This window comes from Brachybacterium vulturis (assembly GCF_002407185.1).
Classification (GTDB): Bacteria; Actinomycetota; Actinomycetes; order Actinomycetales; family Dermabacteraceae; genus Brachybacterium; species Brachybacterium vulturis.
In genome coordinates this window covers 233,680-248,212 of the sequence record NZ_CP023563.1, presented here as the reverse complement: position 1 = coordinate 248,212, position 14,533 = coordinate 233,680, and the positions used below count along the sequence as shown (strand labels likewise).

Genomic DNA, 14,533 nt, shown 5'->3' with positions numbered 1-14,533 from the left:
TCAGCGGGCGCCGATCGTCGTGGTGTCCAGGGACTGCACCAGCCCGTCCCGGCGCGGATCCATCAGCAGCTCGATCCGCAGCGACGGGGCGCCCGGTCCGCGGCCGGGCACCGTCCAGCGGAGCTGGGCGCGGCTGAGCACCTGGGCCCCCTCGGCCCGCAGCTCCTCGAGCACCGGTGCGTCCAGCCCCGCCCTCGCCAGCGCCGCGGTGAGCCGGCGCCGCCGCTCCGCGCGCGGGACGTCGAGATCCATGGTGTCCGCGAACCAGGCATCAGCGAGGGGGTCGGGATCGGTATCCGCGCCGGCGACCCCGCGCAGCCAGGCCAGCGCCGCCTCGGCGGCCTCGACGGTGCGGGGCGCGGCCTGCAGCGGGCGCCGGGCGAACAGGGCGGGCAGCTCTCGCTGCAGCAGGCGCAGGGTCTGCATGGACAGCGGGGTGGCCGGGGCGTACTTCGAGTTCGCCAGCGCCACCACGCCCACGCCGGAATCGCGGTGCCACACCATGAAGGAGCCGTACCCGGGGTAGCCGCCGGAGTGGGAGATGACCTCGCCGAGATCAGGGAAGTGCTCCACGACCAGTCCGTAGCCGTAGCCGCGCACCCGGTCGAAGCCCGGGGAGGTGCGGGCGGGGTCCTCGGGGTCCGCGGGCAGGGAGCCCAGCGGATGGTGGCGGTGCAGCTGCTGCATCTCGCGGCGGGAGGCGGTCGCCAGCGGTCCGGTCTCCCGGGCGGCGGCGTCGGGGGCATCGGCCGCGGCGAGGAAGCGCACCCAGGCCGCGATGTCGTCGACGGTGGAGAACAGCCCGGCCATCGCGCCGTACACGCCGTGGCCGTCCAGCGGCACCGGCTCGAAGCGGGTGGCGTCGGTGCGGTCGGCGAGGCGGTGGCCGGTCGCGAGCTGCGCGGCGTCGATCTCCTGGCCGGACCAGCCGCTGGCCGTCATCCCCAGCGGGGTGAGGAAGCGCCGCCGGATCTCGCTCGCATAGTCGCCGCCGGTGATCTCGTCGATCACGCGTCCCAGCAGCGCGTAGCCGGTGTTGGAGTACTCGAAGCCGGTGCCGACGCGGTGGACATGTCCCAGGCCCCCGCGCAGCGTCGCGGTGAACTCCTCGCGGGTCATCGCCTGCTGACGGTCGCCCCAGGGGTTGTCGGTCACCAGGCCGCCGCTCATGGTCAGCAGCTGGCGCAGGGTGGGCTCGTGCTCGTCGGCGGCGAGGTCGAAGGCTCCGGCGGCCTCGGGGACGTGGGCGGAGACCGGGTCGTCCAGGCGCAGGCGGCCCTCGTCCCGCAGCGCGAGGATCGTCGCGGCGGTGAACGACTTGGTCATCGAGGCGATGCGGGAGACGGTCGCGCGGTCCATCGGTGCGGTGCTCGCGGCGGGCAGGCCGCCGGTCAGCTCGCGGTGACCGGCGGCGCCATGGGCCAGCACCGCCTGCTGGTGGTCGTGGCCGCCGATGATCGCCCAGGTCACACCCGAAGTCCTGTGCTCGGCGACGGCGGTGTCGAACAGTGCGGAGACGGCGTCGAGCACGGACGAGGGCAGGGTGGGGGAGAGCAGGCTGGTCTCAGGCATGACTGTCACTGTAGAGCCTGCGGCGACCTCAGGCGGGCCCGGTGAAGAAGCGGTGGATCACCGCGGCGACCTCCTCGCCGACCACCTCGGCGAGCCGTGCCGGGTCGGCGCGGGCGGGGTCGAAGGCGGCGGGCGCCGCGGCGGTCGGGGCGGCCGTGCCCTCGGCGCCGTCGGCGGGCTCCGGCCCCGGCGCCCGTGCCCCGGGCCCCGCGGGCGCGACCAGGTCCTCGAGGGTGAGACCGCGCAGGGTCAGCAGCAGCAGCGGCGCCTCGTCCACGGCCTCGACCAGCACGTACAGCAGTGCGGAGACGTGCCGGCAGGGGCCGGGCCAGTCCAGGCAGGAGCAGTCATGGAACAGCTCGGTGGCGTCCCGCGGCAGCAGGGACACCATCGAGGCGGCCAGCTCCGCCTCGATCTGCTGCGGATACTCGCCGGCGGCCAGGCGTGCCGGCAGCTCCGGATGCGCGCGGGCCACCTGGAGGAACACCCGCCGGTCGTCCGGGCGGAAGGCCGGCAGCTCGAGCCGGGCCTGGTACAGCTCGCCGTCGGCGTCCCGCACGTCGCCGCGCGCGACCCCGGCGTCGACGTCCAGCCACTGCACCCGACCGGCGCGGGCGTCGGCCTTCCCGCGCCCCGTCCGGGCCGGGCCCAGCAGATGCTCCGCGCCCTCGCGCAGCGCGACCGCATGCCAGCTCGTCCCCACTGCTCCGCGGCGGGAGCGCAGTGCGATGCTCATGGTCCGTCCTCCTCGTCGAGGGAGAGCAGGTCGAAGAGCCGGTCATCGTCGAGGGAGGCCATCCAGTCCTCGCCGGGTCCCACCGTCAGCTCCGCCAGCGCCTGCTTGTCCTCGAGCACGGTGTCGATCTTCTCCTCGACGGTGCCGGCACTGACCAGCTTGTTCACCATCACGTCGCGGCGCTGACCGATGCGGAACGCCCGGTCGGTGGCCTGGTTCTCCACCGCCGGATTCCACCAGCGGTCCAGGTGGACCACGTGGTTCGCGGCGGTGAGGGTGAGCCCGGTGCCGCCGGCGCGCAGGCTCAGCAGCATCAGGCCGGGACGGTCGCGGTGCTGCTGGAACTCGGAGACCATCTGGTCGCGATCGTGCTTGGAGACGCCGCCATGCAGAAAGGGCACGTCGATCCCGAACTCGGCGAACCTCTCCTGCCAGTAGGGGACCAGCAGGTGCCCGAAGGCGGTGAACTGCGTGAACAGCAGCGCCTTCTGGCCCTCCTCGAAGGCGGTCTGCAGCAGGTCGTCGACCAGCTCGAGCTTGCCCGAACGGTGCTCGCCGTCCCGCACCAGCGGCGAGCCGTCACCGAGGTAGTGGGCGGGATGGTTGCACACCTGCTTCAGCCGGGTGATGGCGGAGACCACCAGGGTGCGGCGCTGGTTCTCCTCGGCGCCGTCGATCGCCACCATCAGCTCGTTCACGATCGCCTCGTACAGCCCCGCCTGCTCGGCGGTCAGGTTCACCACCCGGCTGAGCTCGATCTTCTCCGGCAGGTCGGCGATGATCGAGCGGTCCGTCTTCAGCCGCCGCTGGATGAACGGGCCGGTGACGAGCTTGAGGCGGCTGAGAGCGGCGCCGTCGCCCTCCTCCTCGATGGGGGTCGCCACCCGTTCCTGGAAGCTCTTCGCGCTGCCCAGCAGCCCGGGATTGACCACTTCCATCAGGGAGTGGAGGTCCGCGAGCCGGTTCTCCACGGGGGTGCCGGTCAGGGCCAGCCGGCGAGCGGCCTGCAGCGTGCGCGCGGCGCGGGTGACCTGGGTGGCGGGGGTCTTCACATGCTGGGCCTCATCGAACACCAGCCGGTGCCAGGGGACCGCCGAGAGCAGGGCCAGATCGCGGGCCAGCAGTGAATAGGTGGTGATCACCAGGTCCTTCTCCGCGGCGCCGGTGACGAAGGAGGCGTCCCGGCGCCGGTCGCCGCCGTGGTGGACGTGCACGTCCAGGTGGGGGGCGAAGGTCGCGGCCTCGCGCTGCCAGGCCCCGACGACGGACATCGGGCACACCAGCAGGGTGGGGCCGACGGAGCCGGTCGGCGGCTCCCCCTCCTCCCCGCCGACGGTGCCCTCGCGCTCCCGGCACAGCAGGGCGAGCACCTGCATCGTCTTGCCCAGCCCCATGTCATCGGCGAGGATCCCGCCCAGGCGCTGCCGGTCCAGCGCCCACAGCCAGTTCAGGCCGTCGACCTGGTAGGGCCGCAGCGTGGCCCGCAGGCTGCGCGGCGGCGGGTGCGGGAACGGGCCCGATGCGCCGGGCATCAGCCGGGCCAGGCCGGTCTCGCCGCCGGCGAGCAGGGCCGTGACCCCGAAGTCGACGTCCGCCGCCTCGGGGGACAGGATCAGCGAGAACATCTCCATCCAGGGCGCCCGGCCCGCGATCTCGGCCGGCACCGGCGCGGGGTCCGGCGGACCCGCCGCGGCGGGGGGCGCTCCCGATGCGGGGCGCGCCTCGAGCAGGCGGCCGGGCGTCGCCGGCCCGGGCGCCGAGCTGCCCGTTCGCCGCTGCTCCTTCCTCTCTCCGCGCGTCCGCGAGCCGAAGGCGTCCAGGAACTTCTCCGCGGCGCGCAGCGTGCTGGAATCCAGCCGCACCCACTGCCCCCGCAGCCGCACCAGCTCCGACTGCGCCTCGCGGATCTCCTCCATCTCCTCCTCGGTGAGCTCGGTGTCGCCCACGGCGACCCGCCACCGGAAGGAGACCATCGCCCCGAGCCCCACTCCGGAGCCCTTGCGCTCGCCGGGCTCCTCCTCGACCTCCTGCGGGCGGACGGAGGTCTTCTGCCGGGTCCAGTCACGGGGCAGCAGCACGGTCAGCCCGGCCTCCTCGAGGGCGGGGGTGTCATGGGACAGGAAGGCGGAGGCCTCGGCGGTGGTCAGCAGCCAGTCCACCCCCGTCTCGTCCACGGCCGCGCCGCGCACCGTCGGCGCGAGCCGCATCACCGCGGCGGAGGCCTCGGCGGCCCCGGCGGTGGTGAGGTCGCCGACGGCCCGCAGGTCCGCCACGGGATGCACGGTCCCGTCGACCTCCCGGAGGCAGGTCTGCAGGGGCCAGGCGGTCCCGACCGGCGGCTGGAACAGCCGCACCACCACCTCGCTGTCCCGCGAGCCGAGCGTCACCCCGGGCCGGCCGGAGTCCACGTAGGCGTCGAAGGCGGCGGTGAGGCGGCGCTGGGCGGGGAGGTCCGCGCGCAGCTCGCCCTCGTCGGCCAGGGCCCACAGCACGCCGTGGCGGTCCTCCGACGGTGCCTCGGCACGGCGCAGGTGCGCGGCGAACGCGGCGCGGGCGTGCCCGTCCACCAGGGCGTGCAGCATCGGTGGGGCGTCCTGCTCGGGCGCGCGCCACTGCATCAGCGGCCGCCCGAACCGTTCCCCCGCCCGGGCCCGCAGATGGCGCTGCTCGACCAGCGACCGTGCGCGCAGGTCCAGCACGATCGCCGCCACCAGGTCCGGCATGGCGATCAGCTCGTCCGCCAGCCGGGCCGCAGCGCCGTCGCCGACCAGCATGGCCAGCTGCTCCTCCAGCTCCTCGCCGAAGCGCTCCTCGAGCAGGCCGGTCGCCGCTCCGACGAGCCCGGTCAGCGCGGTGCCGGACAGCGGCAGGGCGGGCACCCGGCGATCGCCGTCGCGCCCGGGGACCCGCACCCGGTGCCGCAGCTGGTCCGGAGCCTCGGCGAGGGTCTCGGCGATCGGTGCGGGGGCATCGCGCCGCAGGGACGCGAGGTCCTCGAGCGCACGCGAGCGCCGGGGCCCGGTCTGCTCGCGCACCCACAGGGCAGGGCCGAGATCCTCGTCGACGACGAGGTGGAGGCGGCGGACGGGCATGGGCTCAGACTAGGCGTCGCGCCCGACACCCGTCGGCCCCGGTGCCCGGCGGTGGACGCAGGGCCGGCTCCCGCGGGCTCACAGGCCGTCGATGATCAGGGCCGTCGCGTCGAGCCAGGCCTCCTTGGTCCGCGGGGAGACCCGATCCCAGTCCAGGTGGGAGCCGTCGACGAACTGCCGCTCGTAGGGCACCTCGGTGACCGCGCGGGTGTGCGCACCGAAATGCGCCCGCAGCCGGTCGCGCAGCGTCGCATCGAGCTTCCGCCTGGAGGAGTGGGACAGGATCGTCACCGCGTTGTCGACCTGCTCGGCCAGCCCCGTCGCCCGCAGCTCGTCGATCATCCAGGCCGCGGCGTTGAAGGTGTCCTCGCGCACGGTGGAGACGATGATCAGCTGGTCCGCGCTCCTGACGGCCGCCAGCCAGTTCGAGGCGCGCACGTTGTTGCCGGTGTCGATGACCTTGATCCGGTAGAAGCGCGAGAGGGCATCGTTGAGCTCGCCGAAGGCGGCGGCGTCGATCGAGGCGGCCGAGCCGGGATCCTCGTCGGAGGCGAGGATGTCGAAGCGCATCCCGCCCTGCGGGCGCACGTACGGATCGAGGTCCGCATTGCTGGCCTCGGGGGAGCGCAGCTGGTCGATGTCGTGCAGCAGGTCCACCGCGGTGCGGTGGTGGTCGGTGGGGATGCCGCGCCAGCCGAGCGTCCCCCGGGTCTCGTTGTTGTCCCAGGCCAGCACGTTGCCGCCGCGGGTGACGCCGAGGGTCGCCGCGATCATCAGGGAGGCGGTGGTCTTGTGGGCCCCGCCCTTGAGGTTGACCACCGCGATGTTGCGGGGGCCGTCCAGCGGCCGACGGATCCGCTCCAGGCGCTCCGTCTCGCGCCGCTCGCGCTTGTTCGGCCGCGGCGAGATCGCTCCCCGGGTGAGCCGGGTGATGACCCCGGGGACGCCGCGGGTGGCCTTGACCCGCGCTCGCTTCGCGGTCGAGGTCTGCAGGTCCTGGAGGGTGGGACGCGTGCTGTCCGTCGCCGGGGCCGTGCGCGCGGGCAGCGGTCGCTTCGTCCCGGCAGGCTGGACGGGAGCGAACGATGACGGGGACTCCGACGGGGCGGGGGGCGCTGATCCGGCGGAGGCGGCGGACGGCGCCGAGGACGCGGGCAGTGCCGACGGTGCTGAGGCGGCCGAGGGCGTGGAGGTGGCGGAGGGCGCGGAGGGCGCGGAGGTGGCGGACGGGGCCGACGCCGCCGACGCCGCCGACGCCGCCGACGCCGCCGACGGGGCGGACGCCGCCGTCGCGGGTGAGGCGGCGGAGGGCCCCGACCCGGCGGAGTGCGACCCGGACGCCGGGCTCCCGGCCGACGCGGGCCGGGCCGAGGGCGGCATCGCGGCAGCGCGACGCCGCCTCCCGCCGTGCGAGCGCACGGTGGGCAGCTCCCCGGTGGTGGGGGAGCCGATCGCGGCGTGCTCCCCGGTGCTGGGCGAACCGATCGCGGCGTGCTCGCCGGTCCGCGGGCCGGTCCGCGGGCGCAGCGGCGCCTGAGCGATCCCGCGGAGCTCGGCGATGTCGTCGGTGGGCGGGGCGATCAGCGGGTCGTCGATCCCGGGGCCGTGGACCGGGCGCTCGTCCGCCTCCCGGCCGGTGATCCGTCCCGAGGGCTCGACCCGCAGGTGGTGTCGCACATCCGGCTCGACGATGACCACGTCGAGATCCTCGTCGGCGGACTTGGCCGCGGCGATGAAGGCCTGCTTCACACGGTCCCGGATCTCCGGCAGGTCCGCACCGGAGACCTCGACGGTCTCCTCGGCGAGATGCACGGTGGCAGTCGTGTCGGAGGTGATCCGCGCCTGCGCGATCATCTGGGTTCCTTCCGCGTCCTGAGCGTCGCCGCGCCCGGAGGGGGCGGGCGGCATGGTCCGGGACCACTCTACGGGCGCAGCGGCTCCGTCTCCCGCCGCGGAATGCCTACAGTGGCGGCGTGCACACCACACTTCTCACCGACCCGGCGATCCAGGGCGCGAACGAGGACGCCGCGGGAGTGCTCGGGCCCGTCGCCGTCGTGCTCGACGGCGCAGGAGTGCCCTCCCGCTTCCGGGCCGGGTGCCGTCACCGCGTCGCGTGGTTCTCCCACACCCTCGCCGCGCGACTGCTGGACCGCGCCCAGGACCCGTCCGTCCCGCTCCGGCAGGCGCTGGCCGAGGCGATCACGGATGTGCGCTCGCTCCACGAGGGGGAGTGCGATCTCGACCTCGGCGGACCGTCCGCGACGGTGGTCGCGGTGCGATGGGGCGGCGAGCACCTCGAGCACCTGGTGCTGTGCGACTCCTCGCTGCTGCTGGAGAGGGCCGACGGGACGACGACGCGACTGACCGATCCGAGGATCGAGGACGTGATGCGAGAGGAGACCGGGGCGGAGGCGATCGAGGCCCGCCGCAATGCGGCCGGCGGATTCTGGGTGGCACGGCACGAGCCCGAATCGGCCGGGCAGGCACTGGTCGGCAGCACTGCGCTCTCGGATCTGCGGGCGGTCCACCTGGTCTCCGACGGCATCACCCGCGCGGTCGACCTGCTGGGACTGCACGACGACTCCTCGCTCGCCCGCTCCCTGCGCGGGGACCCGAGCGCCCTGCTGCGAGGACTGCGCCGGGCCGAGGCGCACCTCCCTGCCGGGCAGCGGCCCCGCAAGCTCCATGACGATGCGACAGTGCTCACACTTCGGCCGGAGGCGTCCTGAGGAGGTCGTCGGGATCGCCGGGAGACACGGAGGCCTCAACGGCGATACAATCGGACATCTCGGTCATAAAATTCCGGCGGAAGGTCCGCCTCGCCTCGAGGTTTGGTGTGCGCATGACGAAGCCTTGGGGTGACCGACGCTCAATTCCACTCGTCCAAAATATGCCTGCTACCTGCGGAAATGGGATGCCCCGCGCGTTTACATCACTCCCCGCAAGGCCTAGACTCACTGGTGCGAGGGGAGCATCGACGGGTGTGACCTCGGAGTCGATCGGGGGACGACCCTCCGGATCCCCTGGTAGTGTTCCGAGAGTCGGAAGACGTTGAAAACTTTATAGATGTGCCGTTCCTCAAGACCCCCCTCCTGGGGAGCGGCCAGACGGGCACCATGCCAGGTTCCCCCACCTTCGGCAGCCCGTCCCGCCTGTTCGCCCGCACCCACCCCTGACGGACGACAGGCATGACGAGCGGTCCGTGAGCCCCCGACACTGTCGGTTGAGTGCTCCGGGCCGCTCGTCGCTTCTTCTCCCGCTCGTTCCTCGCAGTGCGTCGATCAGCTGTACCTTCTGGCTGATCTTCTGCCGCTCGTTCCTCGCAGTGCGTCGATCAGCCGAGGATCGCGACGTCGCTGCCGGGGTCCAGGCGGTAGCCGGCCCCGCGCACCGTCGAGATCAGGCGGCGGTAGCGGCCCAGCTTCGTGCGGACCCGGCGCACATGCACATCGACCGTGCGCTCGCCGGTGTCCTCGGGCGCCTCGGCCCAGACCGTCTCCATGAGCTCGGTGCGCGAGACGGTCCGACGCGCATGGCCGGCCAGCTGCGAGAGCAGCTCGAACTCCTTGAAGGTGAAGTCCACGTCCTTCCCGTCGATCCGCACCCGCCGACCGAACAGGTCGATGACCAGGCTGTCCTCCGGGGCGGCAGACGGGCTGGAGGGGCTGACGGCGGTGGCCTGCAGTGCACGACGCCGAGCGGCCTCCGCATCCCGGCGAGCGGGCGAGTTGGGGGAGACCACGCCGGTGCGGCGAGAACGCGGCGGGGTCACGGCGGCGACATCCTGGCCGCGGGGCGGCAGGGTGCGGGAGGCGGCACGGCCGGCGGTGGCGAAGGAGTTCGGGCTGTTCACCGCGACGGCGGTGCGGCCGTCGCGAGCGCCGACCAGGCGCTGAGCACCGGTGCGCAGCTCATCGGCGATCAGGGCGGTCTCGACGTCGCCGGTGCCGGCGGGAAGCGTGACCGTCACGGTGATGGTCACGGCATCGGTCGCGGGGCGCGGACGCGGCGCCGCGCCCCCTGCCCGGTACAGCGGGCGCGCGGCGGGACGACGATCGGTGTGGGTGGGGCGGTCCAGGGTGATGGTCATGATGCGAGTTCTCCGAGGTGCGGCGCGGTGAGCGCGGCGGCTGGTGGACCCGGGATCCCTGGGATCGACGCCCGCAGGCGGATCATTCAGGGGTGTGCTCCCGGAAGCACCTGGAGCCCGCGCCTTCCGGCCGGCTCCTGTCAGCCGACCTCGGAGGAGTCGTGAGCGCTCAGAGGCTCGGCTGACGATGCATCATCGGCATCATCATCATGGACATCATCGAGCGCATCGCGGAGCGGACCACCCGGCGGGTGGTCTCGCGGAATGCGGCGTTCGAGGTCATGGCACGAGGATGCCCCGTCCCCTCCCGGAGAGCAAGACCCTGTTCACATGGCGGGACGGAGACGGGGCACGAGGCGGCCTCGAGGTCAGTGCGAGTGGCCGGCGGCCGTCTCCTCGTGCGAGTGCATGTAGCCGCCCTCTCCGTCCTCATCGGCATGGAAGTGCGGGGCCATCGGGCCCGGATCCTGCGGGATGTGCCCACCCGCGGTGAACGCGCTGTGCATCTGCCGCACCCATCCCGCGAGCGCCTGGACCGTCTCCGGCTGCTTCCGCGACACCCCGATCACCGCGCGACCCTCACGGGCGTCGGAGGCGTCGGCCAGCATCTGTGCGACATCCACGTCGACGTACGGCGCGAGATCGACCTTGTTGATCACCAGCAGGTCCGCCCGGCCGATCCCCGGACCGCCCTTGCGCGCCACGTCCCCGCCGCCGGCGACGTCGAGCACGAACAGCTGGGCGTCGACCAGGGAGGGGGAGAAGGTCGCGGTGAGGTTGTCGCCCCCGGATTCGACCAGCACGATGTCCAGCGGGTCGAAGTCGCGCTCGAGATCCTCGACCGCCAGCAGGTTCATGGTGACGTCGTCGCGGATGGCGGTGTGCGGGCAGGCCCCGGTCTCCACCGCGCGGATCCGCTCGCCCGGCAGCACGCCCTCGGCGCGCAGGAACTGCGCGTCCTCGTCGGTGTAGATGTCGTTGGTGATCACGCCGATCCGGAACTCCTCGGCGAGGGCCCGGCACAGGTTCGCGATGGTCGAGCTCTTGCCGGTGCCGACGGGGCCGGCGACGCCCAGGCGCAGGGCCCGGTGGGGGGTGGTGGTCTCAGTGTTCATGGTTCCTCCGATGGGTGGTGGTGGGTGGTGGGACGGCGGTCACCGGGGCACGGCGGACCAGCCGCGCGGAGCAGCGGCCGACCACGGCGGGCCGAGCAGGTCCATGCCGAGGTCGAGGCGGTGGCGCAGAGCCGGGGCGTCAGCGGCGAGCGCCGAGATCTGCACGGTGCACGGATCCTGCCGCATCACCGCGCTCCCGGTGTCGGGGGTGGCGGCGGCCGGCCCGGGTGCCCCCTCGGGATCGACGACGACCACATTGCCCACGGCGCGATGGCCGCCGAGCACGCTGGGGGAGCGCGATCCGGCGGCGTCGGGGCCCAGGTCGATCTGCTGGCTCACCGTGGGCGCACCGTCGCGGCGCACGCTCAGGCGGGCGGACAGCGAGCCCGGCTCCTCGCGGTGGCGGCCCAGCACGAGCTCCTCGCGGAACAGCAGCCGGGCGCCGGCGGCCAGCTCGGCCTCGATGACGTGCTCGTGACGGCAGCCGCGGGCGGCGATCACGGGCTCGGGGATCCAGAGGCAGGTCGCGCCGTCGTCGATGCGCAGCCGCGTCACCCAGCGGGAGAGCTCGCCGTGGGGACCGGGCAGCAGCAGGGTCGCGCCGACGTCCCGCAGCACCAGCGTGGAGCCGGCGCCCACGTGGATATCCAGCAGATAGGTGTCGCCGCCGACGGGCCCGGCCGCGCTCGCCGACATCCGGATCCTGGCCGCGTCCCCGCCGCGCACGAAGGGCTCCTCGCCGCTGGCGATCGTGGGACGCGGCGACAGCGGGGTGTCGGCCCGCAGGCGGGAGATCGCCGTGCGTCCGGCACGCAGCTCGGTGGCGATCACCGCATGGCACAGGAAGGAGCCGCGACGGGTGCGTCGGCGCCCGCGGCCCGTCTCGACCTGTGCGAAGGCGGGCAGCGGGGCGGCGAGCTCAGGAGGCGAAGAGGCGCTGGTCATGATGTGAATGCAGCTCCGCGGCGATGTCGGTGAGCGGGGCGGCGTGGGAGGGCAGTTCGCGGGGGTCGGAGGCGGCGTGCGCGGCGGCTCGCTCCGCCAGCCGGTCCAGGTCGGGGGCGAGCTCGGCGAGACAGCGGTGGGTGGCGAACGGGTCGATGCTCATCAGCTTGACGGCGGCCACCGCCGGGGTCGCGGCGGAGTCGTAGAGCACCACCCCGGCCGCGTCCCGGGCGTCGAGCCCGAGCGCGGCGGCGACCACCCCGTAGGCGATCGGCTGCTGCAGCACGGGTCCGGCGGCAGCGAGCACTGCGGCCTGCTCCGGGACGATCGAGCGCATGGCCCGCAGCAGCATGCGGCCCAGGTCCTGCCCGATCTTCCGCAGAGCGGGGGAGGGGGTGCGCGCGATCAGCTCCCGATCGAGCTCTGTGAGCTGTGCGCGCAGCCCGGTGAGGTCCCCGGCCCCGAGCGCGAGGCGGGTCCGGTGCTGCGCGGCCGCGGCGAAGGAGGCGCTGACCAGCCCGGTGGTGTGGATCCGGCCGCGCAGATGGTCAGCGATGTCGGCGGCGTCGCGCACCCAGCCGCGGGCGATCGCCTGCTCGAGACCGGCCGAGTGCGCATAGCCGCCGGCGGGCAGGCGCCCGTCGCCGAGCAGCAACAGCGCCGCGGTGCGCGAGGCGGCAGCGCTGGTGGTGGAGGTTCCCGGCATCGTCAGAACAGGAAGTACCGCTGCGCCATCGGGACGAACTGGGCCGGTTCGTGCTCGATCAGCTCGCCGTCGATCCGCACCGCGTAGGTGTCGGGATCCACGTCGATCCGCGGTCGGGCCGTGTTCAGCGGCAGGTCGTCCTTGGTGACCTTCCGGGTGGAGGTGATCGGGACGATCTCGTGCTCGACCCCCATCCGCTCGACCACGCCGCTGTCCATCGCCAGCTCCGAGACGAAGGCCAGGCTGCTGGCCCCGGCGGCCTTCGTGAAGTGGCTGAACCCCGGGCGACCGAACACGGGCTGCGGGGTGGGGATCGAGGCGTTGGGGTCGCCGATCGCGGCGACTGCGGCCATCCCGCCCTTGAACACGGCCGAGGGCCGCACCCCGAACAGGGCCGGCTGCCACATGACGAAGTCGGCGAGCTTGCCCACCTCGATCGAGCCCACGTGCTGATCGATGCCGTGCGCGACCGCCGGCGCGATCGTGTACTTCGCGACGTAGCGGCGGGCGCGGTGGTTGTCGGCCGTGGTGTCGCCCTCGAGCGGGCCGCGCACGCGCTTCATCTGGTGCGCGGTCTGCCAGGTGCGCATGATCGTCTCGCCGATGCGACCCATCGCCAGGGAGTCGGAGCTCATGATCGACAGCGCGCCCATGTCCTGCAGGACGTCCTCCGCGGCGATCGTCCCGGCCCGCACCCGGGACTGCGCGAAGGCGAGGTCGTTGGGGATCTGCGGGTTCAGGTGATGGGCGACCATCACCATGTCCAGGTGCTCGTCCACCGTGTTGACCGTGTAGGGGCGGGTGGGATTGGTGGAGGCGGGCAGCACGTTCAGCTCGCTCGCGACCTTGATGATGTCCGGTGCGTGGCCGCCGCCGGCGCCCTCGGTGTGGAAGGCGTGGAAGGTGCGACCGCTCACCGCCGCCAGCATGTCCTCGACGAAGCCGGCCTCGTTGAGGGTGTCGGAATGGATCGCGACCTGCACGCCGGTGGCGTCGGCGATCTGCAGCGTCTTGTCGATGACGGCCGGGGTCGCGCCCCAGTCCTCGTGGATCTTGAAGCCGCCCATCCCCGCACGCACCTGCTCGAGCAGTGCCTCGTCGTTCATGGCGTTGCCGCGGCCCAGGAACATGAAGTTCACCGGCCACGGGTCCAGGCCCTGGAACATCTTCTGCAGCCACCAGGCGCCCGGGGTCGCCAGCGCCGCCTTGGAGCCCTCCGCCGGTCCGGTGCCGCCGCCGATCACGGTGGTGACCCCCGCGTTCAGGCCCACCTTCAGCTGGTCCGGGGTGACGAAGTGGACGTGGGTGTCGACCGCGCCGGCGGTCATGATCATGCCGTTGCCGGCCATCACCTCGGTGGAGGGGCCGATCACGAGCGATTCGGTGACCCCGTCCATGACGTCGGGGTTTCCGGCCTTGCCGATCCCGCAGAAGCGGCCGTCGCGGATGCCGACGTCGGCCTTGACGATGCCCCAGTGATCCAGGATCACCACACCCGTGACGACCAGGTCGGGGGTGCCCTCGGCGCGGGTGCGGGCGGACTGCAGCATCGACTCGCGGATCGACTTGCCACCGCCGAACACCGCCTCGTCCCCGCCGACGTAGTGGTCCTGCTCGACCTGGATCACCAGGTCCGTGTCCGCCAGGCGGATCCGGTCCCCGACGGTGGGGCCGTAGCTGGCCACGTACTCGGAACGGCTGACCTCAGTCATCGAGCGGACCTCCGCATTCCCCGCGGAAGCCCAGCGCGATGCGTCGGCCGCGGAAGTCGATCAGTTGGATATCCTCCTCGGCCCCGGGCTCGAAGCGCACGGAGCCACCGGAGACGATGTTCAGACGCTTGCCGCGAGCTGCCGCGCGGTCGAAGTCCAGCGCCGGATTGGTCTCCGCGAAGTGGAAGTGGGAGCCGACCTGGATGGGTCGGTCGGCGGTGTTGACCACCCGCAGCGTGATCGGCTCGCTGCCGGCGTTCAGCAGCACCGGCCCATCGGCGAGCAGGATCTCCCCGGGGATGACAGGGGCGCGCTGGTCCACCGCGCCGTCGGTGGCGCGCCGCGGTGCCTGGCGGCTGCCGGAGCCGGAACGGCGCGGCTCGCTGGGAGCGCCCACGCCGGAGCTGCGCACCACCTCGTCGCGGTCGTACTCGCGGCCGGGGTGGTCCGACGGGTGGGACGGCGGCTCGGGGGAGCCGTCCGGACCGAGCGCCGGGTTGTCGAAGGGGTTCTCCTCCATCGCCGGCGCGGCGGCCGGATCCTGCGGAGGCTTCTCGTTGCTCAT

Annotated in this window: 11 protein-coding genes; 1 reads left to right on the top strand and 10 read right to left on the bottom strand. The window is 73.3% G+C overall.

Translation table 11 applies throughout. The features are described 5' to 3' along the window. From CFK38_RS01110 to CFK38_RS01095, 4 genes are all read right to left on the bottom strand, one after another. Positions 1-1,572: a serine hydrolase domain-containing protein gene (locus CFK38_RS01110; RefSeq protein ID WP_096801414.1), complete on the bottom strand. Its 1,572-nt coding sequence runs from the start codon at positions 1,570-1,572 to the stop codon at positions 1-3. Between the two features lie 28 nt (positions 1,573-1,600). After that, positions 1,601-2,308 carry an SWIM zinc finger family protein gene (locus CFK38_RS01105; RefSeq protein WP_096801413.1) on the bottom strand — a complete coding sequence of 236 codons (708 nt, stop codon included), beginning with the start codon at positions 2,306-2,308 and terminating at the stop codon, positions 1,601-1,603. Continuing rightward, on the bottom strand, positions 2,305-5,400 hold the full coding sequence (locus tag CFK38_RS01100; protein ID WP_096801412.1) for a DEAD/DEAH box helicase: 3,096 nt from the start codon (positions 5,398-5,400) through the stop codon (positions 2,305-2,307). The genes CFK38_RS01105 and CFK38_RS01100 overlap by 4 nt, the downstream gene beginning before the upstream one ends. A gap of 78 nt (positions 5,401-5,478) precedes the next feature. Next, on the bottom strand, positions 5,479-7,254 hold the full coding sequence (locus CFK38_RS01095) for a MinD/ParA family ATP-binding protein (protein ID WP_096801411.1): 1,776 nt from the start codon (positions 7,252-7,254) through the stop codon (positions 5,479-5,481). Between the two features lie 119 nt (positions 7,255-7,373). Between CFK38_RS01095 and CFK38_RS01090 the strand changes: the two genes are divergently transcribed. Next, positions 7,374-8,129: a protein phosphatase 2C domain-containing protein gene (locus CFK38_RS01090; RefSeq protein ID WP_096801410.1), complete on the top strand. Its 756-nt coding sequence runs from the start codon at positions 7,374-7,376 to the stop codon at positions 8,127-8,129. Between the two features lie 605 nt (positions 8,130-8,734). Here CFK38_RS01090 and CFK38_RS01085 read toward each other — a convergent pair. From CFK38_RS01085 to CFK38_RS17925, 6 genes are all read right to left on the bottom strand, one after another. Next, entirely contained in the window at positions 8,735-9,490 is a 756-nt protein-coding gene (locus tag CFK38_RS01085) for a winged helix-turn-helix domain-containing protein (RefSeq protein WP_096801409.1), read from the bottom strand. 368 nt (positions 9,491-9,858) lie between these two features. After that, a complete protein-coding gene (gene ureG, locus CFK38_RS01080; protein ID WP_096801408.1) occupies positions 9,859-10,605 on the bottom strand; it encodes an urease accessory protein UreG in 747 nt (248 codons plus the stop codon). Between the two features lie 39 nt (positions 10,606-10,644). Next, positions 10,645-11,550, bottom strand: a complete 906-nt coding sequence (locus tag CFK38_RS01075) for an urease accessory protein UreD (protein WP_096801407.1) — start codon at positions 11,548-11,550, stop codon at positions 10,645-10,647. Continuing rightward, on the bottom strand, positions 11,525-12,256 hold the full coding sequence (locus tag CFK38_RS01070) for an urease accessory protein UreF (RefSeq protein ID WP_096801406.1): 732 nt from the start codon (positions 12,254-12,256) through the stop codon (positions 11,525-11,527). Before CFK38_RS01070 ends, CFK38_RS01075 begins: the two co-directional genes overlap by 26 nt. A gap of 2 nt (positions 12,257-12,258) precedes the next feature. After that, positions 12,259-13,968 (bottom strand): urease subunit alpha, encoded by a 1,710-nt coding sequence (locus CFK38_RS01065; protein WP_096801405.1) that lies wholly within the window; start codon positions 13,966-13,968, stop codon positions 12,259-12,261. Then, positions 13,961-14,533: an urease subunit beta gene (locus CFK38_RS17925; protein WP_245851174.1), complete on the bottom strand. Its 573-nt coding sequence runs from the start codon at positions 14,531-14,533 to the stop codon at positions 13,961-13,963. Before CFK38_RS17925 ends, CFK38_RS01065 begins: the two co-directional genes overlap by 8 nt.

Excerpts from the sequence above, each read along its gene's own strand:
- CFK38_RS01110 (WP_096801414.1), bottom strand. The coding sequence starts at position 1,572 with ATGCCTGAGACCAGCCTGCTCTCCCCCACCCTGCCCTCGTCCGTGCTC.
- CFK38_RS01105 (WP_096801413.1), bottom strand. The coding sequence starts at position 2,308 with ATGAGCATCGCACTGCGCTCCCGCCGCGGAGCAGTGGGGACGAGCTGG.
- CFK38_RS01100 (WP_096801412.1), bottom strand. The coding sequence starts at position 5,400 with ATGCCCGTCCGCCGCCTCCACCTCGTCGTCGACGAGGATCTCGGCCCT.
- CFK38_RS01095 (WP_096801411.1), bottom strand. The coding sequence starts at position 7,254 with ATGATCGCGCAGGCGCGGATCACCTCCGACACGACTGCCACCGTGCAT.
- CFK38_RS01085 (WP_096801409.1), bottom strand. The coding sequence starts at position 9,490 with ATGACCATCACCCTGGACCGCCCCACCCACACCGATCGTCGTCCCGCC.
- ureG (WP_096801408.1), bottom strand. The coding sequence starts at position 10,605 with ATGAACACTGAGACCACCACCCCCCACCGGGCCCTGCGCCTGGGCGTC.
- CFK38_RS01075 (WP_096801407.1), bottom strand. The coding sequence starts at position 11,550 with ATGACCAGCGCCTCTTCGCCTCCTGAGCTCGCCGCCCCGCTGCCCGCC.
- CFK38_RS01070 (WP_096801406.1), bottom strand. The coding sequence starts at position 12,256 with ATGCCGGGAACCTCCACCACCAGCGCTGCCGCCTCGCGCACCGCGGCG.
- CFK38_RS01065 (WP_096801405.1), bottom strand. The coding sequence starts at position 13,968 with ATGACTGAGGTCAGCCGTTCCGAGTACGTGGCCAGCTACGGCCCCACC.
- CFK38_RS17925 (WP_245851174.1), bottom strand. The coding sequence starts at position 14,533 with ATGAGCAACGAGAAGCCTCCGCAGGATCCGGCCGCCGCGCCGGCGATG.